The sequence below is a fragment of the Shewanella sp. GutDb-MelDb genome (genome assembly GCF_002836075.1).
Taxonomy (GTDB): Bacteria; Pseudomonadota; Gammaproteobacteria; order Enterobacterales; family Shewanellaceae; genus Shewanella.
On record NZ_PJBM01000128.1, the window covers coordinates 1 to 26,324 of the forward strand.

General features: G+C 44.7%; 26 protein-coding genes. 9 read left to right on the forward strand and 17 right to left on the reverse strand.

Features of this window, described 5'->3' with window-relative positions:
- Positions 1 to 349: 349 nt before the first annotated feature.
- A complete protein-coding gene (locus CXF82_RS04100) occupies positions 350 to 814 on the forward strand; it encodes an RNA recognition motif domain-containing protein (protein WP_101091910.1) in 465 nt (154 codons plus the stop codon).
- 1 nt (position 815) lies between these two features.
- Here CXF82_RS04100 and murI read toward each other — a convergent pair whose 3' ends face one another.
- Positions 816 to 1,622, reverse strand: a complete 807-nt coding sequence (gene murI, locus CXF82_RS04105; protein ID WP_101091911.1) for a glutamate racemase — start codon at positions 1,620 to 1,622, stop codon at positions 816 to 818.
- Positions 1,623 to 1,806: 184 nt separating this feature from the next.
- Between murI and trmA the strand changes: the two genes are divergently transcribed.
- Positions 1,807 to 2,904 carry a tRNA (uridine(54)-C5)-methyltransferase TrmA gene (gene trmA, locus CXF82_RS04110; protein ID WP_101091912.1) on the forward strand — a complete coding sequence of 366 codons (1,098 nt, stop codon included), beginning with the start codon at positions 1,807 to 1,809 and terminating at the stop codon, positions 2,902 to 2,904.
- Between the two features lie 61 nt (positions 2,905 to 2,965).
- Here trmA and fabR read toward each other — a convergent pair whose 3' ends face one another.
- On the reverse strand, positions 2,966 to 3,580 hold the full coding sequence (fabR, locus tag CXF82_RS04115; RefSeq protein ID WP_101091913.1) for an HTH-type transcriptional repressor FabR: 615 nt from the start codon (positions 3,578 to 3,580) through the stop codon (positions 2,966 to 2,968).
- Positions 3,581 to 3,720: 140 nt separating this feature from the next.
- On the opposite strand from fabR, the gene CXF82_RS04120 reads away from it, so the two are divergent.
- From CXF82_RS04120 to mnmH, 3 genes are all read left to right on the forward strand, one after another.
- Positions 3,721 to 4,827: an acyl-CoA desaturase gene (locus tag CXF82_RS04120; RefSeq protein WP_101091914.1), complete on the forward strand. Its 1,107-nt coding sequence runs from the start codon at positions 3,721 to 3,723 to the stop codon at positions 4,825 to 4,827.
- A 153-nt stretch (positions 4,828 to 4,980) separates the two neighbouring features.
- Positions 4,981 to 6,018 carry a selenide, water dikinase SelD gene (gene selD, locus CXF82_RS04125; RefSeq protein WP_101091915.1) on the forward strand — a complete coding sequence of 346 codons (1,038 nt, stop codon included), beginning with the start codon at positions 4,981 to 4,983 and terminating at the stop codon, positions 6,016 to 6,018.
- Complete coding sequence (gene mnmH / locus CXF82_RS04130) at positions 6,018 to 7,115, forward strand: tRNA 2-selenouridine(34) synthase MnmH (RefSeq protein ID WP_101091916.1); 1,098 nt, start codon at positions 6,018 to 6,020, stop codon at positions 7,113 to 7,115. Before selD ends, mnmH begins: the two co-directional genes overlap by 1 nt.
- A gap of 53 nt (positions 7,116 to 7,168) precedes the next feature.
- Here mnmH and CXF82_RS04135 read toward each other — a convergent pair whose 3' ends face one another.
- From CXF82_RS04135 to nudE, 3 genes are all read right to left on the reverse strand, one after another.
- Positions 7,169 to 8,830 (reverse strand): MFS transporter, encoded by a 1,662-nt coding sequence (locus CXF82_RS04135; RefSeq protein WP_102039014.1) that lies wholly within the window; start codon positions 8,828 to 8,830, stop codon positions 7,169 to 7,171.
- A gap of 106 nt (positions 8,831 to 8,936) precedes the next feature.
- Complete coding sequence (gene cysQ, locus CXF82_RS04140) at positions 8,937 to 9,752, reverse strand: 3'(2'),5'-bisphosphate nucleotidase CysQ (RefSeq protein WP_102039015.1); 816 nt, start codon at positions 9,750 to 9,752, stop codon at positions 8,937 to 8,939.
- A 41-nt stretch (positions 9,753 to 9,793) separates the two neighbouring features.
- Positions 9,794 to 10,348 (reverse strand): ADP compounds hydrolase NudE, encoded by a 555-nt coding sequence (gene nudE, locus CXF82_RS04145; RefSeq protein WP_101091919.1) that lies wholly within the window; start codon positions 10,346 to 10,348, stop codon positions 9,794 to 9,796.
- 99 nt (positions 10,349 to 10,447) lie between these two features.
- On the opposite strand from nudE, the gene yrfG reads away from it, so the two are divergent.
- Positions 10,448 to 11,125 carry a GMP/IMP nucleotidase gene (gene yrfG, locus CXF82_RS04150; protein WP_102043717.1) on the forward strand — a complete coding sequence of 226 codons (678 nt, stop codon included), beginning with the start codon at positions 10,448 to 10,450 and terminating at the stop codon, positions 11,123 to 11,125.
- 64 nt (positions 11,126 to 11,189) lie between these two features.
- Here yrfG and CXF82_RS04155 read toward each other — a convergent pair whose 3' ends face one another.
- The 12 genes from CXF82_RS04155 to gspC all read right to left on the reverse strand — a co-directional run bounded on the left by CXF82_RS04155 (position 11,190) and on the right by gspC (position 22,863).
- Positions 11,190 to 11,948, reverse strand: coding sequence for a type II secretion system protein N (locus tag CXF82_RS04155; RefSeq protein WP_101091921.1), 759 nt, complete (start codon positions 11,946 to 11,948; stop codon positions 11,190 to 11,192).
- Positions 11,949 to 11,957: 9 nt separating this feature from the next.
- Complete coding sequence (locus CXF82_RS04160) at positions 11,958 to 12,434, reverse strand: type II secretion system protein M (protein ID WP_102039017.1); 477 nt, start codon at positions 12,432 to 12,434, stop codon at positions 11,958 to 11,960.
- Position 12,435: 1 nt separating this feature from the next.
- A complete protein-coding gene (gspL, locus tag CXF82_RS04165; RefSeq protein ID WP_102043718.1) occupies positions 12,436 to 13,626 on the reverse strand; it encodes a type II secretion system protein GspL in 1,191 nt (396 codons plus the stop codon).
- A gap of 44 nt (positions 13,627 to 13,670) precedes the next feature.
- Positions 13,671 to 14,651 (reverse strand): type II secretion system minor pseudopilin GspK, encoded by a 981-nt coding sequence (gspK, locus tag CXF82_RS04170; protein ID WP_101091924.1) that lies wholly within the window; start codon positions 14,649 to 14,651, stop codon positions 13,671 to 13,673.
- A 2-nt stretch (positions 14,652 to 14,653) separates the two neighbouring features.
- Positions 14,654 to 15,382: a type II secretion system minor pseudopilin GspJ gene (gspJ, locus tag CXF82_RS04175; RefSeq protein ID WP_101091925.1), complete on the reverse strand. Its 729-nt coding sequence runs from the start codon at positions 15,380 to 15,382 to the stop codon at positions 14,654 to 14,656.
- Positions 15,363 to 15,734 (reverse strand): type II secretion system minor pseudopilin GspI, encoded by a 372-nt coding sequence (gspI, locus tag CXF82_RS04180; RefSeq protein ID WP_101091926.1) that lies wholly within the window; start codon positions 15,732 to 15,734, stop codon positions 15,363 to 15,365. The genes gspJ and gspI overlap by 20 nt, the downstream gene beginning before the upstream one ends.
- Positions 15,735 to 15,778: 44 nt before the next feature.
- Positions 15,779 to 16,411, reverse strand: a complete 633-nt coding sequence (gene gspH, locus CXF82_RS04185) for a type II secretion system minor pseudopilin GspH (RefSeq protein ID WP_101091927.1) — start codon at positions 16,409 to 16,411, stop codon at positions 15,779 to 15,781.
- On the reverse strand, positions 16,374 to 16,808 hold the full coding sequence (gspG, locus tag CXF82_RS04190) for a type II secretion system major pseudopilin GspG (protein ID WP_101091928.1): 435 nt from the start codon (positions 16,806 to 16,808) through the stop codon (positions 16,374 to 16,376). Before gspG ends, gspH begins: the two co-directional genes overlap by 38 nt.
- A 69-nt stretch (positions 16,809 to 16,877) precedes the next feature.
- Entirely contained in the window at positions 16,878 to 18,101 is a 1,224-nt protein-coding gene (gene gspF, locus CXF82_RS04195) for a type II secretion system inner membrane protein GspF (protein WP_101091929.1), read from the reverse strand.
- 3 nt (positions 18,102 to 18,104) lie between these two features.
- A complete protein-coding gene (gene gspE / locus CXF82_RS04200; protein WP_101091930.1) occupies positions 18,105 to 19,676 on the reverse strand; it encodes a type II secretion system ATPase GspE in 1,572 nt (523 codons plus the stop codon).
- Entirely contained in the window at positions 19,669 to 21,861 is a 2,193-nt protein-coding gene (gene gspD / locus CXF82_RS04205) for a type II secretion system secretin GspD (RefSeq protein WP_101091931.1), read from the reverse strand. Before gspD ends, gspE begins: the two co-directional genes overlap by 8 nt.
- Before the next feature lie 84 nt (positions 21,862 to 21,945).
- On the reverse strand, positions 21,946 to 22,863 hold the full coding sequence (gene gspC, locus CXF82_RS04210) for a type II secretion system protein GspC (protein ID WP_102039020.1): 918 nt from the start codon (positions 22,861 to 22,863) through the stop codon (positions 21,946 to 21,948).
- Between the two features lie 270 nt (positions 22,864 to 23,133).
- Between gspC and hslR the strand changes: the two genes are divergently transcribed.
- The 3 genes from hslR to CXF82_RS04225 all read left to right on the forward strand — a co-directional run bounded on the left by hslR (position 23,134) and on the right by CXF82_RS04225 (position 26,183).
- On the forward strand, positions 23,134 to 23,532 hold the full coding sequence (gene hslR, locus CXF82_RS04215) for a ribosome-associated heat shock protein Hsp15 (protein ID WP_101091933.1): 399 nt from the start codon (positions 23,134 to 23,136) through the stop codon (positions 23,530 to 23,532).
- 15 nt (positions 23,533 to 23,547) lie between these two features.
- Positions 23,548 to 24,408 (forward strand): Hsp33 family molecular chaperone HslO, encoded by an 861-nt coding sequence (hslO, locus tag CXF82_RS04220; protein WP_101091934.1) that lies wholly within the window; start codon positions 23,548 to 23,550, stop codon positions 24,406 to 24,408.
- 233 nt (positions 24,409 to 24,641) lie between these two features.
- The gene (locus CXF82_RS04225) at positions 24,642 to 26,183 is read left to right on the forward strand and encodes a phosphoenolpyruvate carboxykinase (RefSeq protein WP_101091935.1); all 1,542 of its coding nucleotides are present in this window, start codon (positions 24,642 to 24,644) and stop codon (positions 26,181 to 26,183) included.
- The last annotated feature ends 141 nt before the right edge of the window (positions 26,184 to 26,324 follow it).

Consider the following 26,324-nt stretch of genomic DNA (forward strand, 5'->3'; position numbering starts at 1 on the left):
TAAATTTCCGAGGAGATTTAACTCTCTAACACCGCTGCAAGTCCCGTACTACCTAAGTAGTTGGCCTGCTGTGCCGTGTCAGTGGGTGCGAATTATAGGGAATTCCTCAGCAAGCGCAAGTGCTTTTTTACAAGAAAATGTCCGCTTGCCTAACTTTTCACCAAGATGTCTATTTGTGCACATTTATCGCGCTTTTTACGACGATAAATCTGCCTATAAAGGAAGAGAATGTAGATAAAGTTCATTTTTTCAGCAACACACTAGTGTATTGGCTAATAATTCATTACCATAAGCAAGTTATTAACAGTTAGTTATCGATCCATTCATTTACACTTCAGAGATTATATATATGCAGAAGTCATTCTTTATCGTTTTAGCCGTTGCCATTATTGGTGCATTAGCTATTTTTCAGATCGCTCCAGATCTAAACGCTGCCATTGCTTTCTTTACTGGCGCGATCATCGCAAGCGTTATCTTTTCTATTCAATCTAAATCAGGAACGTCTGCTGTTGCCAGTAACGAACCTTACACTGGTCCTACTATGACCTTATATGTAGGTAACCTGCCATACCGTGTTCATGAAGGTGAAGTGAAAGCTTTATTCGGTGAGTATGGTCCGGTCAATTCTGTCCGCTTAGTACGAGATCGTAAAACAGGTCGTCGTAAAGGCTTCGGATTTATCGAGATGTCTGAAGCTGGCGCAAAGAAAGCAATGTCTAAGTTAAACGAATATGATTTTCAAGAAAGAACATTGAAGGTTCGTGAGGCTAAGTCTCAAGATTCAGATGCTGATAAAGCAGAAAGCCAGGCATAGCCTAGCTAAGGTGTGTTGAGGAGTGTGGTTCTATTTTAGTGAACCCCTCTTCAACTAACCTTTCTCTCAACCCTACTGCAATATCATCCGTCGTATACACCGCACTGTAATTTACACGTCTTTTGTCATCTGATATCACCGCCGCATCGTTTCCTAGTAAATAAGCAACCCGATCCGCTACCGCTTTACCCGAATCAAGCAAAGTGATGTGATTGCCTAGTACTTGCCGTATCTCAGCTGCCAGTATTGGAAAGTGGGTACAACCTAGCACCAAGGTATCGAGTGCCGATTCTCGGATAGGCGTGAGCAGCAAAGTAAGCTTGGCCATATCGATAGCGGTTCCTGCTAGTTTTGCTTCAGCCAACATAACCAGTTCAGATGAACCAAATAGCTCGACTCGACAATCTTCAGCAAATGCATCAATCAGCTCCTTTGTATAAGGCCGTTTAATCGTACCTGGAGTGGCAAGCAGCCCAATATGTCGCTGTGTTGATATTTTTGCTGCAGGTTTAATTGCTGGTACCACGCCAACAATCGGAATCGATAGCCGCTTTCTTAGTATAGGAAGCACTAGGGTACTGGCTGAGTTGCATGCAACCACTACTATAGCGGCATTAATCCGCTTAGCATGTTCGCAGATAAGTGAAACGCAGCCGGTGATCAGTGCTAACTCCGCTAACTCACCATAAGGTAGACGCGCATTATCAAATAAGTAACAACAGTCCTTGTCAGGTATCAGTGTTCTGATCTCATCCAGAATCGATAAACCACCAATTCCTGAGTCAAAAATGAGAATAGGTCCAGACAAATGCGTGCTCCACTATTATGTAAATCCGTTCATACAGCTGCGTGGTTCGGAAACTCCCAGCAGAATTGACTATTTTGCGTTAAAATTTTCCTACAAGCTAGGTCTAATAAGGAGGGGAAACTGGACATCCCAGCTATCTAGTATAATATTCCGCCCCTAATTTAATGCTCACGGTGATCAAAATATGAATTTAGCAGCAATGGACCCTTCAACCTATGATGTGCAACTCGAAGCAAAGCGCGTCAAGCTAAAGCAGCTATTTACCGATTTTGATACTCCAGAACTTGAATCGTTTGGCTCTGAGCCTGCTCATTATCGCATGCGTGCTGAATTTAGAATGTGGCATGAAGGTGAAGACCTCTACTACTATATGTTCGATAAAGCACTTGATAGTAAAGTACGTTGCGATCAGTTCCTGCCAGCAAGTGAACTTATCAATAAAATGATGCCTGCTTTGGTTGCACTATTAAAGCCAAACACTATCTTGCGTCATCGCTTATTCCAAATTGACTTTCTATCGACGTTAAGTGGTGAGATTTTAGTATCGCTGCTGTATCACAAGCAACTCGATAGCGAATGGGAAGAGCAAGCTAAAATTTTAAAGCAAACACTCAGTAGCCAGTTTAACGTCAACTTAATTGGTCGTGCGCGCAAGCAAAAGCTTGTCTTTGACAAAGACTTCGTCATCGAATCACTTAACGTGGCAGGCGAACAGCTGCAATATCATCAAATTGAAAACAGCTTTACGCAGCCAAACGGCAAAGTATCCGTCAAGATGCTTGAGTGGGCAATTGATGTCACTAAGAACAGTACCGGTGATCTGCTCGAGCTTTATTGCGGTAACGGCAACTTTTCTATCGCGCTGGCACAAAATTTTGAACGAGTATTAGCAACAGAATTGGCTAAACCATCGGTTGAGTCAGCTCAATACAATATTAAAATTAACCAAGTAGATAATTTGCAGATCATTCGCATGTCTGCTGAAGACTTTACCGATGCGATGGCTAAAAAGCGCAGCTATCGACGTTTAGAAGGTATCGATCTCGACGGCTACAACTGTAATACCATTTTCGTTGACCCACCTCGTGCTGGGCTCGATGACAACACGGTTAAATTAGTCCAAGGCTATGAGCGTATCATTTACATCTCATGTAATCCCAATACACTATTAGACAATCTCAAAGAGTTAAGTAAAACGCATAAGATCACTCGATTTGCGTTATTTGATCAATTCCCTTACACCGACCATATGGAGTCTGGTGTTTTTCTTGAGAAAAAGTAACCTCACCCTTTATTAAACAAAAACGGCATCCAAAGGGATGCCGTTTTTGTTATTGAGTTAGCTACTTATGATCTCTTTTACTTTGTAAAGCATCTGCACCTTTAGCAATCATATGCAACTGAATCACTAAGCGGTCAGCTAATACCTTACGATCAGTACGTTTCATATCCAATGCGGCGGCGCCGGCATTAAACACCAAGGTAACCAAAGCTTCTGCCTGTGCATGAGCTAAGTCTGGCGATCTATGAGCTGTAGCTTCCGTATAATGTGCAAGTTCAGAGATAAAATGCTCTATCTCACGTGCTACTGCTGCTCTAAAGGGAGCTGAGGTGCCAGATCGTTCGTGCAATAGAATACGGAACACGTTTGGATTCGACTCCATCACTTCCATGAAAGTTTCAACTGAGATTCGAATGACACTCCCACCCGCCTCAGCACGTTGACGCCCTTTACGCATCATTTGCCGTAGTGTCAGTCCACCTTCATCAACCATGGTCAAGCCCAGCTCATTCATATCTTTGAAATGACGATAGAATGAGGTTGGAGCAATATTGGCCTCACGCGCAACTTCGCGCAAACTTAGGCTAGAAAAGCTACGCTCAGCACTCAACTGATTAAACGCTGCATCGACCAGCGCCCGACGCGTCTTCTCTTTTTGTTGTGCTCTTATGCCCATGTTGCACCTACTCACAAAAATTATATTTCGAATAATAACGCTTTTTTACACAAAACGCAGCATCAACAAACTTGACCCAAGTTCTTATCCAAGTTAAATTAGCGTACAGCTGTACGCTCAACTAGAGATTATTAAAAATAATGAAAAAACCTCCTATTCTTTGGATGAATGTGAGTCTATTTACCATCACATTTGCCTCCGCTGTGTTATTTGTTCCTTGGTACGGTATTGCCCACGGCTTTGAAGCCATTGAATGGGTTGCCTTTGTCGTACTGGCCTTTGCTAGTGGCTTATCGATCACTGGTGGATACCATAGACTCTGGTCTCACCGCACTTACAAAGCACATGCTTCAGTGCGTTTCTTATATGCTCTTGGTGGTGCTTTAGCGCTACAAAATAGCGCATTGCATTGGTCATCTGATCATCGAGTTCACCATAAGCATGTCGATAACAACGACAAAGACCCCTATTCCGCTAAAATGGGATTTTGGTATAGCCATATAGGCTGGATGCTACGTGAGTATCAATCTCAGCGTTACCACGATTACAAGAATGTGCGTGACCTACAGAATGATAAAATTGTGATGTGGCAGCATAAATACTACCTACCCTTATTGATTATTATGAATTTTGGCCTGCCAATTTTACTCGGTTGGTTAAATGGCGACATCCTCGGCATGTTACTACTCGCAGGCCTGCTGCGCTTAGTGGTTGTGCATCACTGTACTTTCTTTATCAATTCTCTTGCCCATATTTGGGGGTCACAGCCGTATACCGATAAAAATACCGCGCGTGATAACGGTTTCATCGCCTTATTAACCTACGGCGAGGGTTATCATAACTACCATCATATTTTTGAAAACGACTATCGCAACGGTATTCACTGGTGGCAGTATGACCCAACCAAGTGGCTAATTGATGGCTTAGCACTCGTTGGCCTGACTCATAGTCGCCGTGTGGTGCCACAAGAGCGTATTGAGAGCGCTCGCTTACAGATGCAGTTAAAACGCACTCAAAATAAAGTGGCCCATCTACCCAATAGCGACGAAATAGTCGAAAAGCTGCAAGCTGAATATGAAACATTGAAAGCGCATTTAGTTGAATATTACGATGCTAAAAAAATATTACTCGAAGCCAAGCGTAAACAACTTGCAGATAGAGACCTTATGACGCGAGTCAAAGAATTAAAACTTCAATTCAAACAACAGCAGAAAAGTTGGCACAGTCTGACGGCCAGTTTCAGCTAACATAATTAACGCCACTCAATAGAGTGGCTTTTTATTATGCTTATCTGCAAGATCCCCCTTAAGCATCAACTTACCTTATGACTTCATTGAAGTCATAAGGTGATGGGTCTATGATGATCGGCTAATTAGCTTCTTTTAGGGCGTTTTAAGCTCATGTCAGATCAACAAATCAAACTTACCGAATACAGCCACGGCGCTGGTTGCGGCTGCAAAATTTCTCCTAAAGTGCTTGGCACTATACTCGCAACTCAACTGCCAGTATTTCACGACCCTAAGTTGCTTGTTGGCAACCAAACGCGAGATGATGCCGCGGTTTACAAACTGAACGATACCACTGGTATTATCAGCACCACCGACTTCTTTATGCCGATTGTTGATGATCCATTTACATTCGGACGCATCGCCGCGACCAATGCAATAAGCGACATCTATGCGATGGGCGGTACACCTATGATGGCAATCGCTATTTTGGGCTGGCCAGTCAATAAATTACCCGCTGAAGTGGCGCAACAAGTGGTTGATGGTGGCAGACAAGCCTGTGCAGATGCGGGCATTATGCTTGCAGGTGGCCACAGTATCGATTCACCTGAGCCTATTTTTGGTTTGGCCGTAACCGGACAAATTCCACTTGAAGAGCTAAAACAGAACAGTACTGCAAAAGTTGGTGACAAACTTTATCTGACTAAACCACTCGGTATCGGTATTTTAACCACTGCGCAAAAACAGAAAAAGCTCGCTGATGCGGATCTTAATACTGCAGCAGAGGCGATGTGCCAACTCAACATATTAGGCCCTGATATCGCAAAGATCCCACAGGTAAATGCACTGACAGATGTCACTGGATTTGGCTTAGCAGGACATCTTTTAGAAATGTGCCATGGCGCAGATCTAGGGGCAAAAATTGATATTAGCTTGTTACCCTTGCTCCCCAACGCACGGCACTATTTAGAAATGGGCTGCATTCCTGGAGGAACTCACAGAAACTTCGACAGTTATGCAGAGCAGTTACCTCCATTAACGGACGAGCAGAAAGCGATTATTTGCGATCCCCAAACAAGTGGTGGTTTACTGATATCAGTGTCGGTTGAAGGTGAAGCTACGCTACAAAAATTGCTTACCGATAACGGTGTAGCACCTATCTGTATCGGCCAACTCGTCGAGAAAGCCGCGACGACAGTGGAGCTTATCTAATGCCACTCAACATTGTGAGCGCAACTGAGTACAGACGAATACTCGTCAGTGATCACCCTATAATGGATGTGCGAGCACCTGTTGAATTTGACAAAGGTGCCTTTCTTGGCAGCACTAATCATCCACTAATGGAAGATGAAGAGCGCAAGCTTGTCGGCACCTGTTACAAGGCGAAAGGCCAAGAAGCAGCTATAGCACTTGGGCACTCACTTGTGGGCGGAGAGATTAAACAGCAAAGAGTTGATACTTGGCTGCGTTTTTTCACCGAAAATCCTAATGCTTATTTGTACTGCTTTCGTGGCGGCTTACGCTCTCAATTAACCCAGCAATGGTTAAAAGAGGCTGGCATCGACGTCCCCTTTATTGAAGGGGGCTACAAAGCGATGCGCCAATTTCTGATTGAAACTATCGATAATGCACCAAGCCAAAAGCCAATGCTGATCCTAAGTGGGATCACCGGCAGCGGCAAGACTGACTTTTTATTAGCCCGCAATGATGCGGTCGATCTAGAAGGTATTGCGCATCATCGTGGTTCAAGCTTTGGCCGTTACCATGAACCTCAACCCACGCAGATTAACTTTGAAAACGCACTCGCTGTGGCACTGCTAAAACATCAAGACAGCGACGCCAAACACTTACTACTTGAAGATGAAAGCTTTCTCATTGGCCGCTCAGCATTACCAAAACCTTTTTATAACGGGATGCAAGCCGCTAATATCGTCGTGCTAGAAGAGCCCCTAGAAGCCAGACTGACACGCTTGCTCAATGAGTATGTGCATAAAATGCATAGCGGCTATATTGAACGTTTAGGTGAAGAAGCGGGATATAATGCATTCGCGGAATACCTTGCGTTAAGTATCACCGGTATCAAGAAGCGTCTTGGCGGAAAACAGCATGACGAATTCCAAGCCATCATCACTAACGCACTTAACATTCAACAAAGCCGTGGCGACACGACAGCGCATCTTGAATGGATTGAACTCCTGCTAAGCAAGTATTACGACCCTATGTATCAATATCAAATTGATAAAAAAGCGGAGCGTATACTATTTAAAGGCAACCACGCTGAAGTCCACCAATGGTTAGATGCTATTTAACCATTAAAACGCGTCAAACGGTTATCTCGTCAAGCATGAGGTAGCCGACTTTTTCATATCGAAAATCCTACCTCAACTTGCCCTCTGAACCCACTCGCTTGTCTTTGCTCTATACGGCACTTGAGTAATTTAGCGTTGGCAATTACTGGCTGAGCTTGAGCGCCAGCGATACAGACCAACACAGGGGCTGATTGCGATAGCGTAACACCATGCCATTGTCGCTTATTAATGATATATGCCAGCAAACCTCTTTGTGCAGCCTTTAGTGGATCTGTAACGAAATACACTGGTCGATTAAACATACCGTAAAGAACCAGCAATGTACGCCAGTTAAGCGGGGTTAACTCGACAATTAGCGGCATCGATTTATCCTGCAGTAAGGGAGCCAATTTGGTCTTATTAGACACCGTCACTCTATTCAGCACTCTACGCACCACATAACTCATGGCGCTCACGACAAGCTCAGGCCAAAAAACGAATAGCAGTAAAAGCACCAATACGTTGCCGCAAGCGAGCAGTAAAAACAGTTGCTCTATATTCCACTGCAATCCATTTAGCACCAACATGGCGAAAATAGCCGATGTCACCATAAAGAGCGCATTCATGATGTTATTACTGGCGATAGCTTGCGCACACTCACTTTCATCTGCGCGAGCTTGAATAAAGGTATATAGCGGCACGATAAACAGACCGCCACCGACCCCTATCATGAATAGATCAAACATGAGGCGATAATGACTAGCATCAGCGATAAAGGAACGGATATCAAATACAGGCTCTGACGCTAAAACCACAGGCAATGCAGCATACAAATCAATGCCAAAGCCGCCGAGTAGCATAAGTCCGATCGGTGCGACACCCAACTCGACCTGTTTGAAAGACAAGCGTTCACAAACAAAAGAGCCAATACCAATTCCTACTGAAAACAGTAGCAATAACAAAGAGACTACTGTTGGGTCGGCATTGAGCGTGATCCGTGCAAAGTTAGGGATCTGGGTTAAATAGGTTGCACCCACAAACCAAAACCAACTAATCGCCAAGATGGCTAACCAGATATCCTTAGTTTTTCGGACCTTACGAATACTCGCAACCGTAGCAGAAATAATCGAAAATTGAGGCTTTATCCGATTAGGTGTCGGGACACTGGGGATCATACAACTGGCGAGTAAGCCGATCATCGCCAGTATCAAGACACTGCCAGCCGCCCAATAAGTGGCATTGTCACTCGCTACAATCAGCCCTGCGGATAGTGTGCCGATTAAGATGGCTAAAAACGTGCCCATCTCTACCCAAGCATTGCCCGATACTAGTTCATTCTCTTTAAGCACGCGTGGCAGTAGTGAGTATTTAACAGGACCAAAGTATGCAGACTGCGTTCCCATTAAAAACAGCAAGAGCAACATAATAAGATAGCTATGGGAGAGTATGGCGAACACTGCCGCCGACATAATCAAAAATTCGACAACCTTAAGGCGACGGATCAGTATCGCTTTATCAATACTATCTGCAATTTGGCCAGCATGGGCGGAAAACAATAAAAACGGCAGTATAAACAAACCTGCGGCAAGGTTTACAAACAGATGCACATCTATCGGTAAAGCCTCAATTTGCGAGTAACTCACCATCAGTAACAGCACGTTTTTAAATACATTGTCATTTAATGCCCCTAAGCACTGGGTAATGAAGTAGGGCAAAAAGCGGCGACTAAATAACATGATTTTCCTTTTGAAATGGCTGACGAGATCTACAACTACACGACAATGACAAAATAAGTCCCATAAAAAAGCCATCACACTGTGATGGCTTCAATCTGCTGAGGACTTAGCTCTCAGCTGTGAGGATCTCGTCCCAGGCTAAATTCGGCGAACCAACGACAATGAAATTTGGGTTCTCTAAACTTTCACGCTCATTATAGCTCAGTGGTTGCAGTGCAAGATCCATAATCTGCCCGCCTGCCTCTTCGACAATAATCTGCGCGGCGCCAGTGTCCCACTCTCCAGTGGGGCCTATGCGCACATAGCTATCGGCGCGACCTTCAGCCACTAAACAGCTTTTCAATGCAGCTCCCCCGAGAACGACGAGTTCACAGTGCTTATTCTGATTAAACAGCTTTATCACCGATTGTGGATCTTGACGCCGACTGACCGCCAATCGCAACGGGCTATTATCATCTTTGCCAATCTGACGGCTACTGATGCGTAGATCATTACCTTTTACACGCTTATAAGCACCTAATCCGGCGATCGCGTAATAACACACCTCAGTCATCGGCACATAAACAACACCTACGATAGGACGATTATGCTCGACCAATGCGATGATGACCGAGAAGTCACCACTACCTGCGATAAATTCGCCAGTACCATCCAGTGGGTCGACTAACCAATACCGTTGCCAGTCACTGCGCTGTGCGAAAGGGATATCAGCAGCTTCTTCCGATAATACTGGAATATCGGGGGTTAACTCATTCAACGCTTTGGTAATAATATTATGCGCTGCGATATCAGCCGAGGTAACAGGGGTGTTATCTGACTTTATCTCGCGATCATAATCACCTTTTTGGTAAATATCGCGAATTCTTTTACCCGCCACAGTGGCGATTTCAATGACTTGATCGATGTAACTCTCTGGCTTCATAACGACTCCAACAGCCTCACTACCCGAATATATTTGTTGAACTACTTAAGTTGTAGATGCTTTTGCGCTAAAAATAAAGCACTTACACTACGTGACTCTGAGAAATCCTGCTCTTGTAATAAACTCAGCCACTGATCAAGTGGCCATTTGACCAACTCTATCGGCTCTGGTTCATCCCCTTCCAGCTCACTCTGGTAAAGCTCTTCAGCTAGAAATATCTGCATTTTACTCGCAAAATATCCTGGTGCTAAGCTTAATTCCATCAAATGAGTCAGTTTTTTCGAGCCAAAACCAATCTCTTCCTGTAATTCTCGGTTGGCAGCCTCTGCAGCGTTCTCACCCGGATCAATCAGTCCTTTCGGAAAACCGAGCTCGTAACTGTGCGTGCCCGCCGCGTACTCTCGACCTAACAGTAGCTGTTTTTGATCAAGTACTGGCACAACCATTACCGCACCACGGTTATTGCCTTTCATCCGCTCATATTGGCGTTCAACTTGATTCGAAAACCTTAAATGCACTTGTTCAATTTGAAATAATCGACTCTTGGCGACGACTTCAGCATGCAATATTTCCGGTTTAACGTTCTTGTTAGTCATACACATCCCAGTGTTGATGCAGATAAATTTACGAGATCAGTTACAATCTTACTATTCTACCTGCAATCTACAACCTGAATTTTTGAGGATCAGCAAACTATGTTCCCATGGCGCAAAATTGATACCGTTCTACTCGATATGGATGGCACTTTGCTCGACCTTCATTTCGATAACCATTTTTGGCTAAATTTAATCCCCAAAGCGCTCAGTGAACAACGTAATATCACAGAGAAAGCAGCAATGGAGTGGGTTGAGACGAGTTACCAAAATGTAGAGGGTACCCTCGATTGGTACTGCTTAGACTATTGGGAACGGCAGATGGGGTTAGATATAATGACCTTACATAAAACGCTCGTGGATAAGATCCAGCTACGCCAAGACAGCTTGCCGTTTTTATATGCGTTAAAGCAAGCAGATAAGCGCCGTATTCTGGTAACAAATGCACACCCGAAAGGCCTAGCCCTAAAACTGCAGCATACGGACTTAGCACTTGGGCTCGATGAAATGATCTCTAGCCATGAAACCGGCTACCCAAAAGAGCATCCGTTATTCTGGCAGCAACTTTTTCAGCGCTTTAATTTAGACCCAGCTCGCTGCTTATTCATTGATGATAACGAAGCGATTCTAGCGGCTGCGAAACTGGCAGGGGTGGGCTATCAATTAGGTGTTACCAACCCCGATAGTCAGAAGCCAGTTAAACCATTTACCGATTTTCCTGCAATAGCAGATTATCGTCACCTGCTAGACGAATTACTCGCCAGCGACAGCGTGATTTAAAGCGAGCTTGTCGATCTAAAAAGGGCACTATAAAGTGCCCTTTTTTAATGACCGTGAGTAATGCCTAGATCGGCAATCGGCCTTGATAAGTAATAGGGTAATAGCCTTGGCTGTCTTTTTTACCTAAAAATCCCAGGGCTTTTTTCAAATCATCCGGTTGAGTATTCACTTCACGAATTTTGGCATTTACCTGCATCATCTTATTGTCGGCCAATACGATGGTGCCATCTAAACCCAATCCGTTTAGCTTTTCATCAGTGGCTAATTGCACGTTGCCATCAAGACAACTTAAGCCTAAAGCAATGTCACCGAGTGGGTAATTACCAAACTGATTGGTGACTTGTACCTTATTTAAAAATAGCTTACCGACTAGCTGCTCACACCAAGGCAATCCTTGTTCAAAAGTATTCACTAACGCACTAATATCACCATTGATTTTGGTCTTAAACGGTAAACGAGTCTTGCCAAGCAAGAAGTCACTTGGTGCGTCAAAACGCAAACCACTGACATCGAGTCCGCCAAATGAATAAGCCACAACGCCTTTGCCATTAACTGCACTGCTACGCGTCCCGATACTTATATCAGCCTTAACCGTTCCGGTTAATAATGAAGCAATACTTAAATCCCATTGCACCTGTTCAACTTGACGTTTTTGCACGCTAAGCATATCAATACTGCCAGACCAAATAGTACCCGACACACCATTGAGAACGATATTGGCTGGGATAGGGGCCAATTTAACGGCCATACTTGCAGGAAACAAAACCAGCAGGAACACCAAATAGATGAAAAAACCGAGCGCTATTTTTTTAACTAATTTCACAACAACATCCTACTTGGATAACTGAATTCGGCGAACATTTACAAAACCAGGCGTATCAGATTCTGCCAAATCGAGGCTCTCTAACGACAAGCCTTGATTTTGAACCAACTCATAAAGGTAGCTAAGCAAGGTTTCGAACGGAACTTCATCCATCCATACTTGGATTTTATTCCCTTGCGGCTGCATACGGGTAATGGTCAAACCAAAACGACCTGCGGTTTGATTAACTGCTGCACTTAAGCTGCCTTTAAAAGCACTACCTTGGCTTGTCTGTTTCAAGCCCGCTATACGGTTAGCGGTCTTCTTTACATAATTTAGCGTACTAAGTTGCCCTTCAAGATTGAGCTGCGCCTCATTTTCAGCATTAGCTATCGGAGTCCAAATACCCCAATACAAAATACCAATCAATAACACTACACCACAAGCGCTGACCATCTGCTTTTCACGCAGAACCAGTCCAGCCCACCATACTTTAATGTTATCCATCTTATTTGCTCCTGATGGTTAAGGTGCTAGTGACTTCTGATTCACCGCTATTCATTGCGCCACCATCGAGCTTATATGAGCGAGAGATTATCTCTTTAAACTTTTCAATCTGATCGTAGCTTTTGGCCTTAACCTGCATGCGGATCTCGCTGCGACTACTGTCGAAGCGTAATGAGGTGGGTTTTAAATCCGTGACTTGAGCAAATGCGACTTTTGTACCTTCTAGCATCGCAAAAAATTCACTACCACTGCCGCCGCCCTGCATCTTGCGAACATAGCTTTCCATTTGAGCCCGTAAATTAACGACTCGAGAACTGCCCGGAACCACTTGCTTATAGATCTGTTCACTTTGTAGCTTTACGGCATCAGCTTTGGCATTCATCTGATGAATGTTGAGCCCTTTGTTTACCAGAGCCAATATCACAACCACGGCAAATACAACGGCGGCATTGCGCCATAGACTCAAATGTTTACCATATTCGCGTTTAGGCTGATAAACCCCTGACAGTAAATTCATTGGGGCATTCAGTATACCCCGAGCCAAAACCAGCATAGGGAGGTCGAGTGGCTGCTCTTTAATATCAACACCCGTCAACGTTAATTCGGTATAGCCTGCGACAGTGGTGGTGTTTGCGCTATCAGGTAACAATTGTGGTAAAGCCACATCTAACCAGTCTTTATTAAGGCTAACACCACTGCTTTCGCCTGTTCTAAGCAGAATATCTTGCCCAAAAGTAATAGCGGCCCAGTCACACTCTGCCAGCGGCAGTGCCAAACAATCAGGGACGATACACTTGGCTTTAAGCCCAGCTTCAGCTAGCCATTCAATCCAATTTTGCATCTGTTCGTGTGCCACAACGGCAATACTGAGTGCGTCACCTTGGCGGGGGCCCACCACAAAATGAAGCTCATCAACATCTTGAGCTAAATTTTCTTCCAGCATAAAAGGTAGCGCTTTAATCGCTTGGCGCTGACCCTTTTCTGGCAGGTCCACTGCGGTCAATGTAATGCTAGAGGCCGGGACTAAAACGTCTACCGCACGGTTACCCGCTCTTTCAGTCAGAGTTGATAGCGCACTGGCGTCACTCAGTTCGCCAGAACCTATAATTTCTTGCTCCTGTTCAGACCAAACGATCCACGAACATGGTTGCTCAAATGATTGCCCTAAACGGATGAATAATCTTTCACTCACTGATCTGTCTCCACAAGTCTCTTTAACTCATTAAAGGACTGTTGTTATTTTTGTCCGCCAAACTGCCGGGATAACACTTCTAGCGTTTTGCTATCGCCTTTGAGCACACTTTCAAGCCTAAAGACGGCGTTATCAACTTTGGCTCCCGCTTGCAGTAGGAAATAGCTACTGGTCACACCAAAACTTGATTTAAGCTGTGCGTCACTGGCTAGGCCGGCGATAGAGGAGTTTTCCCAAAACTCGTCTATTTTTTCGTAGCCATCACCTGGGCGTTGGTTAATGATGCTTTCAGCTTCACCCACCGAAATTTTATTATCGAGCATGCCAGCAATCAGTGCCGCTTGCTCAACAGGGACCGTATTAACATTTAACACCATAGTGCTATTGCCCGGTACTGCACACACATACGGCGCTATTTTCAGATAGATATCTTGGGTAAACCCCATCACCGCACGCAGTTCACTCTTATGGCTCAGCAAAGTATTAGCTGCACGATAAGGGACATTACGCGCCTCATAGTCTGCATCTTCTGCACCGTAAGGCCCTGCAGTCGTATCCTCATCTATATAATCTTTTAAGGTTTGCGCTAAGCGCTCGGCCGCAAAGTCATCCATACCCAATGCCACTAATAAGCCTTTAAATTGCACTGCGGGCAAAGGTAATTTGGGCTGACCGTTTTCTACTGTCTTAGTCGTCTGTGATAATGCATTCAGGTTAAAACATGACTGCATATCACTTATTTTACCGGCGATCTCCCCATTCTCTGCTGGAAAAATCACATCGGCTTGCGCCCAGTACTGTTGCATATGCACAGTATCAGAGTCTTCTAAATCTTGTTTTAAGACCTTCTTCGCGATCTCTTCAGCCGAGATGGCATACCAAAAAGCTTGATCGTATTGCGCCAAATTAATGGTGCGCCTAACGGATATCTGGTTTCTAGAGGTTATCTTGGTCGCCACTATTGCCACTATTGCTACAATCAATAATACGACAATGAGTGCGACTCCACGCTGCTTAGTCCGCATCGTTAAGTCCCTTTACCGTTATTGCCCGAACCATTACCCGTGTCTTCTTTTTCTTTGTCTTTTTCTGTGTCGTTATTGTTATTACCGCCGTTATTATTGCTCGAGTTACTGCCCGCTGGGGCCCCTAACGGCAATAGAAACTTACGCTGAACTTTGCCTAAATCTTCAAATTCAATTTCCATGGCTATCGCCTTGGGTAATTTGGTAGCGTCGGTTTTTCGTTCCCACTTATCGTCGCTAAAGAAAGCATACTCAACAGAAATAACCTTTTCCATTATCACCGTTTTTATCGGTTCAGCGCCAATTTCAGGCTCTGGATAGGGGTAATACCAACGCTGTAACTGTCCCTCTATCACTACGTAGGCTACCGACTGTAGGCTGCCTCGAGGCAATAGACCATCAGGGTTTAACCAACCCAAACGGAAAAACACTAGCGACTCAGATTCTGAGTCGAGCATGTTGTCACCGGTTTGAAATACCGTGGTACCGCGACCGCCGTCAAGCAGCCTTGGCGTGCGAGCCACCATTTGGTTTAGATCACGCTCAATGATCCCAAAGCCTTGTTGCATCGCTTTTAACTTGCCAGCAAACTCACGCGTAACCGTGTCGTTTTGTAGCACTGTGTGCAGTACCGTATTGGCTGCCAGCCCTAACAAAGCAAAAATCGAAATAGCGATCAACATCTCAAGCAGCGTAAAGCCACGATTAGATTTAGTCAGACTTGAGGACATAACTGCTCACCTCGGCAATGACACGACCAAAGCGCTCATCGTCGCTGATGGTTATTCGTATCATTCTAAAATTATCATCCGTTGTCTTAACAACCTCTTTGCGCCAGTACCAATCTTTGCTCGCTAACCGCTCTTGGCCATCTTTACGACCAATATCAGGAAACTTAGACTCTAAGCGGGCTTCAACCATTTGGTTATGCGCGACCCACTGTGCCATGGTGCGCTCTTCCAATATCGGCATATTAGCCATCTGCTCGCCTAAGCTTTTGGTAATCGATACCGCGGCAATAGAAAAAACCGCTAGCGCGACGATCACTTCGAGTAAGGTCATACCGCGTTGCTTAATAAACATAAGCACTCACTCTGTTGCTTGCGCTTGAAAATGCTGGAAAATAACTAGATATCATCTTCATGGTCCAATTTTAATCTACCCAGCACATCGCCAAACACAACCACTTCAATCTCTTTATTCATTTCATTTCGGGTGACGAAAGACAGTTCAAATGCACTCATTTCACCACTCGGGAATAGCAGGATTTGCGGCTCCGGATATTTCTTTTTGTCGTCCGCTGATGGCTCAATTAAAGGCTCATCGAACCAGCTGTCTTGTTCTTCATCTTCTTGCACTAGCGGCAAACCATCTAGAACAAGGTGTAACTCAAATCCAGGTTCCATTTGCCTTGCAGATAACAGCCGGTCTTGTTCTAAGGGCTTCCATTTACCGTCGTCGTAGTCGTAATAGACATATTCATAACTGTCTTTTTCAACAACAATACCAATGAATTGACCGCTAAGTACCGTTTCATCTAACACCATCTCAGCTGACATCATAAATTGCACAGCCAGACGTTCGAGCGCTTTCTCTTGGCTTGCGCCGCCCATACTTAAAGTCACAGCCGAAGCGGCTAATCCCATCAGTAACACCACGAGCAACACCTCCATTAAGGTGAAGCCCGCTTGACGTGCTCGAACAATTCGTGACAATGTCATCTTATTGCAAGTTCTGCAGGTTCCAGTTACCGATATCATCTTCTGTACCAGCCTGGCCATCAGGCCCGACACTGAAGATATCTAACTTACCATTTTCACCTGGGCTTAAAAGCAGGTAATCATTGCGCCATGGATCTTGTGGTAAACGCTTAACATAACCATCTTCGCGGTAGTTACGTGGCTCTGGCGACATCGTTGGCTTCTGCACTAACGCTTCTAAGCCCTGCTCTGTCGTTGGATAGATACTGTTGTCTAACCGATACATATCTAACGCATTTTCTAGCGCGACAATGTCTGAAACCGCTTTTTGTTGATCAGCTTTATCTTTGTTACCCATTAAGTTAGGCACGACCATCGAGGCTAAGATACCTAAAATAACGATAACGACCATCACTTCTAAAAGTGTAAAACCTTTTTGTTTACTACGAATTTGCATTGAAAACTTCCTTTAACTGAATGACTTATATATCTCGCTATATGGCAATGCCAACATCGAAACTATTCGTTAACCACTGATCAGATTATTCAGCGCTAAAATTGGCTGAAGAATCGCTAACACAATAAATAACACCACTGCGGCCATACTCACAACCAACATAGGTTCAAATACACCAAGTGCAATCGTGACATTTGACTCAAACTCCCGATCTTGGTTATCTGCAGCCCGCTCCAACATCTGCTCGAGTTGACCACTTTTTTCACCAGAGCTAATCATATAGAGCATCATTGGCGGAAAAAGTTTAGTATTTGCTAAAGCAGCACCCAAACTTGTGCCCTCACGCACACGCGATGTGGCCTCTTCAACGGCCGCTTTAACTCTTACATTAATCAATACATCGCTAGCAATACGCATAGCATCAAGCAATGGCACCGAACTCGCTGCGAGGATACTCAAAGTACGAGCAAAACGAGCGGTATTTAAACTTTTACTGACCTTACTGACCACGGGAACACGCAATAACAGCGTATCGTATTTCATTCTATTGGCTGGCACCACGAGTAAGCGCTTCAATAACACAAACAGTCCGATAAGCAGCCCAAGAACAACCAGTCCATAGTCTCGAATAAAATCAGAAGAGCTGATGAGTAACTCGGTAGTCCAAGGTAATGCTTGGCCCATGTGCTCAAACTGACCAACCACCTCAGGCACTACGGCTGCAAGCAAAATAGCAATCACACCCACTGCAACACACGTTAGGACAACAGGATAGATCATCGCTTGAGTCATTTTACTTTTGAGTTGCTGGCGACGCTCGGTATAGTCTGCAAGACGATTCAATACCACTTCTAAGTGACCAGACTTTTCACCTGATGCCACCATAGCGCGATAGAGCTCGTCAAAAATGTGGGGAAACTCAGCCATCGAGTCAGCTAAGCTATAACCTTCAACAACACGTGAACGAACCGCCATAATCATACTGGCGAGGCGATCTTTTTCGCATTGTTGACCGACGGCTTTAAGGGCCTCTTCAATCGGTAAGCCCGCCGCCACTAACGTTGCAATTTGGCGAGTGATCAATGCCAGTTCAGACACTGATATTCCGCGCTTAAAAAAGCTCACCCCTGCCGATTTTGTTTTACTCTCTTTTTCGACCACTGGGGTTATTTCCAGTGGCATTAAACGTAGCTCTCTGAGCTGGCCTCGGGCATGCCTTGCAGTGTCTGCTTCAACAACGCCTTTTTGTTGCTTGCCGGCTTTATCTAATGCTTTGTATTCAAATGCTGGCACTGATTATTCCTCGCGAGTGACACGCAGCACTTCTTCAAGGGTGGTTTTCCCTGCAAGCACTTTACTCATACCGTCATGACGAATACTCGGCACGGTTTTGCGAATATGTTTCTCTATCGCTAGCTCTCCGCGACCGGTATGGATTAATTCACGGACATGATCATCGACAATGAGCAGCTCATGGATACCGGTACGGCCACGGTAGCCATTATGGCCACAGATCTGACAGCCTTTAGCACGGTAGATTGTACGTGGGTCATCAAATGCAATACCCAGTAGCTCTCTTTCACGCTCGTCGGGTACATGCTCTTCTTTACAGTGCTTACATAAGGTTCTGATCAATCGCTGTGCGAGCACGCCCAACAAACTCGACGAAACAAGGAAAGGTTCAACACCCATATCTTGTAACCGCGTAATAGAACCAGATGCAGTATTCGTGTGCAGTGTTGATAGCACCATGTGACCGGTTAATGAAGCTTGTACGGCAATTTGCGCCGTTTCAAGATCTCGAATTTCACCAATCATGACTACATCAGGATCTTGACGCAAAATAGCGCGCAGACCACGAGCAAAAGTCATATCAACCTTGGTGTTTACTTGCGTTTGACCAATACCCTCTAACTCATATTCGATAGGATCTTCGACGGTTAGAATATTGGTATCAACTGAATTGAGTTCGGTTAAGCCTGCATACAAGGTGGTACTTTTACCAGAACCAGTGGGCCCGGTGACCAAGATAATACCGTGGGGCCTGCGGATTAACTCATCGAATTTGACACGGACAGCTTCTGTCATTCCCAGCTGAACCAGATCTAAATTGCCAGCATTTTTATCGAGTAAACGCAGTACCACACGTTCGCCATGGCTTGATGGCATAGTCGATACACGTACATCAACGGCTCGACCAGCAATACGCAATGAAATACGACCATCTTGCGGGACGCGTTTTTCTGCAATATCTAATCGCGCCATTACCTTAATACGCGACACTAATAGTGACGATAGTTTGCGGTTAGGCTTTAGGACTTCTTTTAAGATACCGTCAACGCGGAAACGCACAACAAGTTGCTTTTCATAGGTTTCGATATGGATATCGGAAGCTTCTTCTTTAATCGCTTCAGACAAGAGCGCGTTGATCAATTTAATGATCGGCGCATCATCGTCACCCTCAAGCAGATCCTCTGTTTGAGGTAGCTCTTCTGCGATGGTAAACAAGTCCATCTCGTTACCAATATCTTCCATCATTTGCTGCGCTTCTGATGAATTGGCTTGATACGCTTGGGTTAAGCGTGTTTCAAACGCAATATCCTCTAGCTTGACCAGTGGTAACGACTTGCCACTATAACGACGAGCCTCCAGCAGCGCCGATAACGGGGTGCCGTTGGTATGGTAAAGCGATAAAACGCCATGTTCATCTTTATCTAATGCAGCGTTGAATCGATGCGCAAATGCAAAGGGCAACCGCTCTTTGCTCGTCGAGTGAAAGACTTCGTCAGCTTCTGCTTCAGACACTAGCCCAAGCTCATTCGATACTTGTGCTAGTTCATCATCTGCTTGGATCTTATTATCACTCATCAGCTGAATCTTTATCAATATCAGTTGCGGTTTCTGCCTTTGCGGCCTCAGCAGCATCTTCAGCCGCTTGTGCTTTTTCTGCGTCAGTATTTTTATTCTCAGAAATACTCTTTAAAGCAGCATCTGTTTGGCGCATCTTAGTATCTAGCCCTTTACCGTCTTTATAACGATTCAGCACTTCGTTCACTTCATCGGGCAGATATGCCTCTTGATCCCATTCTTCCAGAACTGGCACATTAGAATCTGGCATCAAGTTAACACCACGCTCTTGTTGCTCAAGTTGCAGCGCACGGAAATAGTTGTACTTGCGACCTGCGATACCTTGCATGGTAATACCATCTCGAATAATCGTCGGCTTAATAAACACCATTAAGTTGGTCTTTTTCTTGCCGCTAGAAGATGACTTAAACAGATAACCAATAATCGGGAGGTCGCCCAAAAATGGTACTTTTTGTACGGACTCTTGCACTTCTTCTTTAATTAAACCACCCAGCACCACTATCTGACCTGAATCTGCCATGACAGTCGTGGTTAAACGGCGAGTGGCAAACGTAACATCGACACCAGTTTTACCGTTAATGCCAGAGACTTCTTGCTCAATGGTTAGCTTAACCGCATTACCTTCGTTGATCTGAGGAAGCACTTTTAGCTTAACACCGACCTCTTTACGTTCAACGGTTTGAAATGGGTTACTGTTACCATTACTTGAATTCTGGCTACCGGTAAGGATCGGTACTTCATCGCCCACTATGAAAGTTGCTTCTTGGTTATCAAGTGTAGTAATAGAAGGCGTTGAAAGTACATTTGACTTGGTATCGCTCGACACAGCTTGGATTAGCGCGCCAAAGTCGCCCATTGCCACGCCCCAAGCCATACCATTCACTTTGCCTAAAGCTTGTGCCAGCAAGGTGATATCACCTTTTGTATCAGGATTATCAGTACAGGTTTGATTAATTCCAGAGCCGGTACATGTTTGCGATGCTTTCTCTGGTTGTGCTTGCCAAACACCGGCACCAATTTCGCCAATGGTAGGGCCTAAGTTGTTAAACTGTGTTCCACCGCCTGCAGCCGTTGCCCACTGCACACCAAAACCAACATCGTCGCCTTCGCCGACTTCAACAATAATGGCTTCAACCAGTACTTGAGCACGGCGAATATCTAACTGATTTATTACGCTTTCAATCGTGCGCATTTGGTCAGGTTCAGCACTAATAACCAACGCATTGGTATCGTTATGCGCCATAATATTGATTTCGTTACGGCGCTTCTTAGTACCTTGAGCTGCGCCACCTTTGTCGTCCACCAGTTGTTCAGCGAAACCAGTCAACACTTCAACTAAATCCTCAGCTTTAGCGTAATGTAGATAACGTACCTTGGTATTGCCCGTGCTCGCTTGCTCAGCATCTAATTGTCTAATTAACTTAACAACACGCTGACGGCTCTTTTCGTCACCACTGACCAGAACGCCGTTAGTACGTTCATCAGCCACAACTTTAGGCGCTTGGCCTGGCATTTTGGCTTGATTAGCCGTTGAACGATAAAGAGTATCGACGATACGGACAATTTCACCCGCTGAGGCAAATTCAAGTTTGACCACTTCAACAGCGGTGTCGCCCTGTTTATCAACGCGGCGCACAATTTCAACTAACTTATTGACCACGGCAGCACGGCCCGAGATCATCAATACGTTTGATGGGTCGTAGTTCACTACGTTACCGCCACCGGCATTATCATTTAACTGACGTAGCAATGGCGCTAACTGCTTAGCTTCGGTGTTATAAAGCGCAACGATACGAGTGACCATCTCGTCACCCATTCCAGGCGCATTATCATCAGCAACTCGAATTGACGCTGTTTTAGCATCTTTATCCTTGATGACCTTAATGATGTTGTTATCCATTTCGACAACAGCGTAACCGTAGACTTGAAGTACATTGAGAAAAAATTGATAGTATTGGTCGTCATCTAAAAGGTCATAACTTCGAACATTAATTTTGCCGCGTACGGTAGGATCGACAATAATAGTGCGATTCAAGTTCTTACCAACAATGTTGATGAACTCTTGAATATCAGTGCCCTTAAAGTTAGCCGCATATTGTTCAGACCAAGCAAGTTGTGGTGCGAGTAATGATGCCCCCATGACTATGCCAGCGATTAGTCTGCGTCTAATCCTTTTATTATTCATTGTAATACGTCCCCTAAAACCTTTAATTGCGGCAAGCTCAATTATTTATTGCAGCAGCCTTTATTTTTATTGGTTGCTGCTCTTTTATTGCGGCAAGCTAAACATAATTTCGATCAGTTGACCTTCACGCTCAACCATTAAGGCAATTTCAGTCATTTCTGGTAATTGCCCCATTACTTCCAATGCTTGACCCATATTGGTCAAGTCATAACCATTAATCGATTTTGCCAAATCATTGGGCTTAAAACCCGCCTCAATAAATAGCTTTCTGTCTTTACCGGGATTGAGTCGGTAGCCCGCGAGCTCTCCACCACTTTTAACGGGTGAGATTGCTAAGTAATCGGTAATTTTACTGGGATCAGCCAAGATTTGTTCACGTGACTGACTTAACTCACGGGCCACTTCACGGTTTTTACGTTGATCTATTTTTCTGCTTTTAGGTAAGCTCTTGGCTTGTTGCAGTTGCTGATTAGCATTGCTGTTGGTGTTGTATTCAAGTCCATCCAACATCAAGGTTTCGTATCTGCCACTGTTAGTGATAATAATACGATCGGCATAGACCTCTTTTAACGACGCTGATGTGCCTTTAATTTTGTCGCCCAAGCCATAGGTATCTTGGCTACCGCTTGACGCAATCACCGCTAAACCTTTTTGCTCAGTTGTTGATGCAACCACGCCAGTCAATTGAATTGACAGCGATGTTTTGGGTGCGTCGGTAATAACCTCTTCTGTTGGAGCAACTTTAGGTTTGGTAGAAGTACCGTCAGTACGCCCAAATAACCCTAAATCGTGCAAGCCTGAGATGTTAACTGCCCCCGAAACTGTCGAAGAGGCAGGTGTCGGCGTCCAGCGAGAAACAGCTGAATTTTCAGGAACTAACTTCCATGTGATCTGCGCTAATAGAAACAGCATTAGCACAACACCGATACTAAATATCGCGGAGCTAACAGGTTTTTGAGGCACTGTAGCCGCTTTAGTTAAAAACTTATCTAATAAATCCATATTTATGTGGACCCTCTGCACAGGTCTCTGTTCTGATTATGATAATTTAGCCAATCCTGACTCATGCTAACCTACACTGCACCCCGCAACAAGCCCATAACAGCAGCAATGTTGGCGATAATAGGCCAAACATGCTAACTTTACGCGCCTTAAAAGGGTGTGAAGCACGCCACTATTATACGAGTAGGGACACACTCATTTGTATCTTAATACTCAGCTTGTGAACTTACCCCTACTTTAACAAAGGTTAATCTACCACTGGAGTCGCTCATGAACGACAACGAGCAACAAGCAGAAAAAGTCAGGCTAGATAAATGGCTCTGGGCCGCACGCTTCTATAAGACTCGCGCCATCGCAAAAGAGATGATTAATGGTGGTAAAGTACACTACAACGGCCAACGTACCAAATCGAGTAAATATGCCGAGGTAGGGGCCACCATTAGATTAAGGCAAGGGTATGACGAAAAAGAGATCGTCATCATAAAAATGTCCGAACATCGCCAAAAAGGGTTAATCGCGCAAACCCTTTATGAAGAAACACCGCAAAGCATAGCTAAACGTGAGACATATGCCGAGCAAAGACGTTTAAATATACTTCATAATCCCGCTCCAGAGCAGAAGCCGGATAAGAAGCAGCGTCGTCAAATCATGCGCTTTAAAGAAAGCTAAAATTGGAATACCGAAATGACTAAAGACAATTTATATCGTTACCTGTTCGAGAACGCTAGCGTGCGTGGTGAATTGGTACAACTAGAAAAGAGCTACCAAGAAGTCATTGCAGCGCATGACTACCCACTGGCCATTCAACATCTATTGGGTGAATTGATGGCTGCGACATCACTGGTAACAGCCACATTAAAATTCAGCGGCGATATTAGCATTCAATTGCAAGGTGATGGCCCGGTATCATTAGCCGTCATAAATGGTAATAACCTACAGCAGCTGCGCGGCGTTTCTCGCTGGACTGGAGACATTGCCAATGATGCTCCACTACAAGCTCTGTTTGGCAAAGGACACATGGTTATCACCTTAACGCCTAATGATGGCGAGCGTTACCAAGGTGTGGTCGCACTCGACAAGGAAACATTGGGCGAATGTTTAGAGGCTTATTTTGAACAGTCAGAGCAGCTACCGACTAAAATAAAGCTGTTTGCAAACACTAAGCAAGCGGCCGGTATATTCCTGCAAGTGTTGCCTACTGACGGCGAGCATAATGACGATTTCGAACACTTATCAGTGTTGACTGAAACCGTTAAGCAAGAAGAGCTATTTGAGCTTGAAGCCGAGGATGTACTGCATCGCTTGTACCATGAAGAAGAGGTCCTTTTATTCGACCCTGTTGCGGTTACGTTTAGCTGTACATGTTCAAAAGAGCGTAGTGCTCAAGCGATTCGCACCGTCGCTAAAGAAGAGATTGATTCTATTATTGCAGAGGAAGGTAAAATCGAGATGGGTTGTGAGTACTGCAATAGTAAGTATGTATTTGACAGCATTGATGTCGAAGCGATTTATGCTATTGCCCCAAGCAGTGATGTCACTCAGTAGTCATTAAATTAATTAAATCGATTAAAGGCGCTCATTGAGCGCCTTTTTTATGATTAAAATCTGCCCTCCTAACATGAATATCGGGCACCATGATGTAGCAGTAGTCACTTTTTAAGCTTTTTTTTGAACTAGTGCACATATTCAATTGCGCATACGTTACAATCGCCTCAGACAAAATAGCTGGCGCCATAGACCGGCAAACTTAAACGACCCTACAGATGGAGACCTTACACATGGCGGATGGATCTAACCGCGAGTACCTTAACCTCTCTACAGGCCAATTAGTCGAGCTTGCGTTAGCACGCGGCGAAGGTGAATTGACTGCAAACGGTGCTTTAGTTGCAAAAACCGGCGAACGTTCTGGTCGTTCACCCAATGACCGCTTTATCGTGAAAGAGTCTAGCTCAGAAGCTGATATTGAATGGGGCCCCGTCAACAAGCCATTTGAAGCTGACGCTTTTACCGCCCTTTGGGATCGTGTTGAAGCATACTTAGCGGATAAAGACACTTTCGTATCGAATCTAGAAGTCGGTGCAAGTAAAGAGCATTACCAGCCTGTTACTGTAACAACTGAATATGCATGGCACCAACTATTCGCCCGTAATCTTTTCATCATTCCAGAAGAGTTTAATGCGGCTGATAAGCCGACTTGGCAGATCATCAATGCACCCGGTTTTGAATGTGTGCCAGAGCGTGACGGTACTCATTCAGATGCGACTGTCATCTTAAATTTCGCAGAACGCAAAGTGCTACTTGCTGGCCTTAAATATGCTGGCGAGATGAAAAAGTCGATGTTCTCGGTACAAAATTTCCTACTTCCAGCGAAAGGTGTATTACCAATGCACTGCTCAGCTAACGTGGGTACTGACGGCGACACCACACTGTTCTTCGGTCTATCAGGAACGGGCAAAACAACCCTTTCAGCTGATCCTAAACGTTTCCTTATCGGTGATGATGAACATGGCTGGGCACCTGGTGGCGTATTTAACATCGAAGGCGGTTGTTACGCAAAGTGTATCGATCTTAGTGAGAAGAACGAGCCTGTGATCTGGGATGCTATACGTTTCGGCACTGTACTTGAAAACGTCGTCACCGATGAGAACCGTGTACCTGATTACACAAACTCTTCACTGACAGAAAATACCCGTGCAGCCTATCCACTTGAGCACATCGCTCAACGTAAAGAGGAAAACTGCGGTGCAGAGCCTCATGCAGTTGTATTTCTAACATGCGACGTTTCGGGTGTATTACCACCGGTTTCTAAGCTAACCAAAGAGCAAGCTGCGTATCACTTCTTGTCGGGTTATACCGCTAAAGTGGGTTCTACTGAGATGGGTTCAACAGCCGCCATTCAGTCAACGTTCTCAACTTGCTTCGGCGCACCTTTCTTCCCACGCCCAGCAGGCGTATATGCTGAGCTATTAATGAAGCGTATCGAATCATTTGGTAGCCAAGTGTACTTGGTCAATACAGGTTGGACTGGTGGTCCACACGGGATTGGTAAGCGTTTTGATATCCCAACGACTCGCGCCATTGTCGATGCGATAGTCAGCGGTGAGCTAAAAGATGTTGAAACTGAGCACCTTGAAAAGCTAAACCTACATGTACCAGTGTCGGTCACAGGTGTAGACAGTAATTTGTTAAACCCAATCAACACTTGGGAAGATAAGCAACAATACGCAGAGTTTGCACAGCACTTAGCTGACAGCTTTAAAGCTAACTTTGAAAAATACCAAGTGCCTGATGCAATCAAGAATGCAGGACCAAACGCTTAACGCCAATCATTAGCGTAAGTGCTTAAAAATCCCCGTTTAGCTCAGCTAAACGGGGATTTTTTTTGACTTAAAATCGTTAGTTTAACGATTAGATTCAGCCCTTAATAAGTAAAGTGAATCAAACTTAAAGTAAAGTCTACT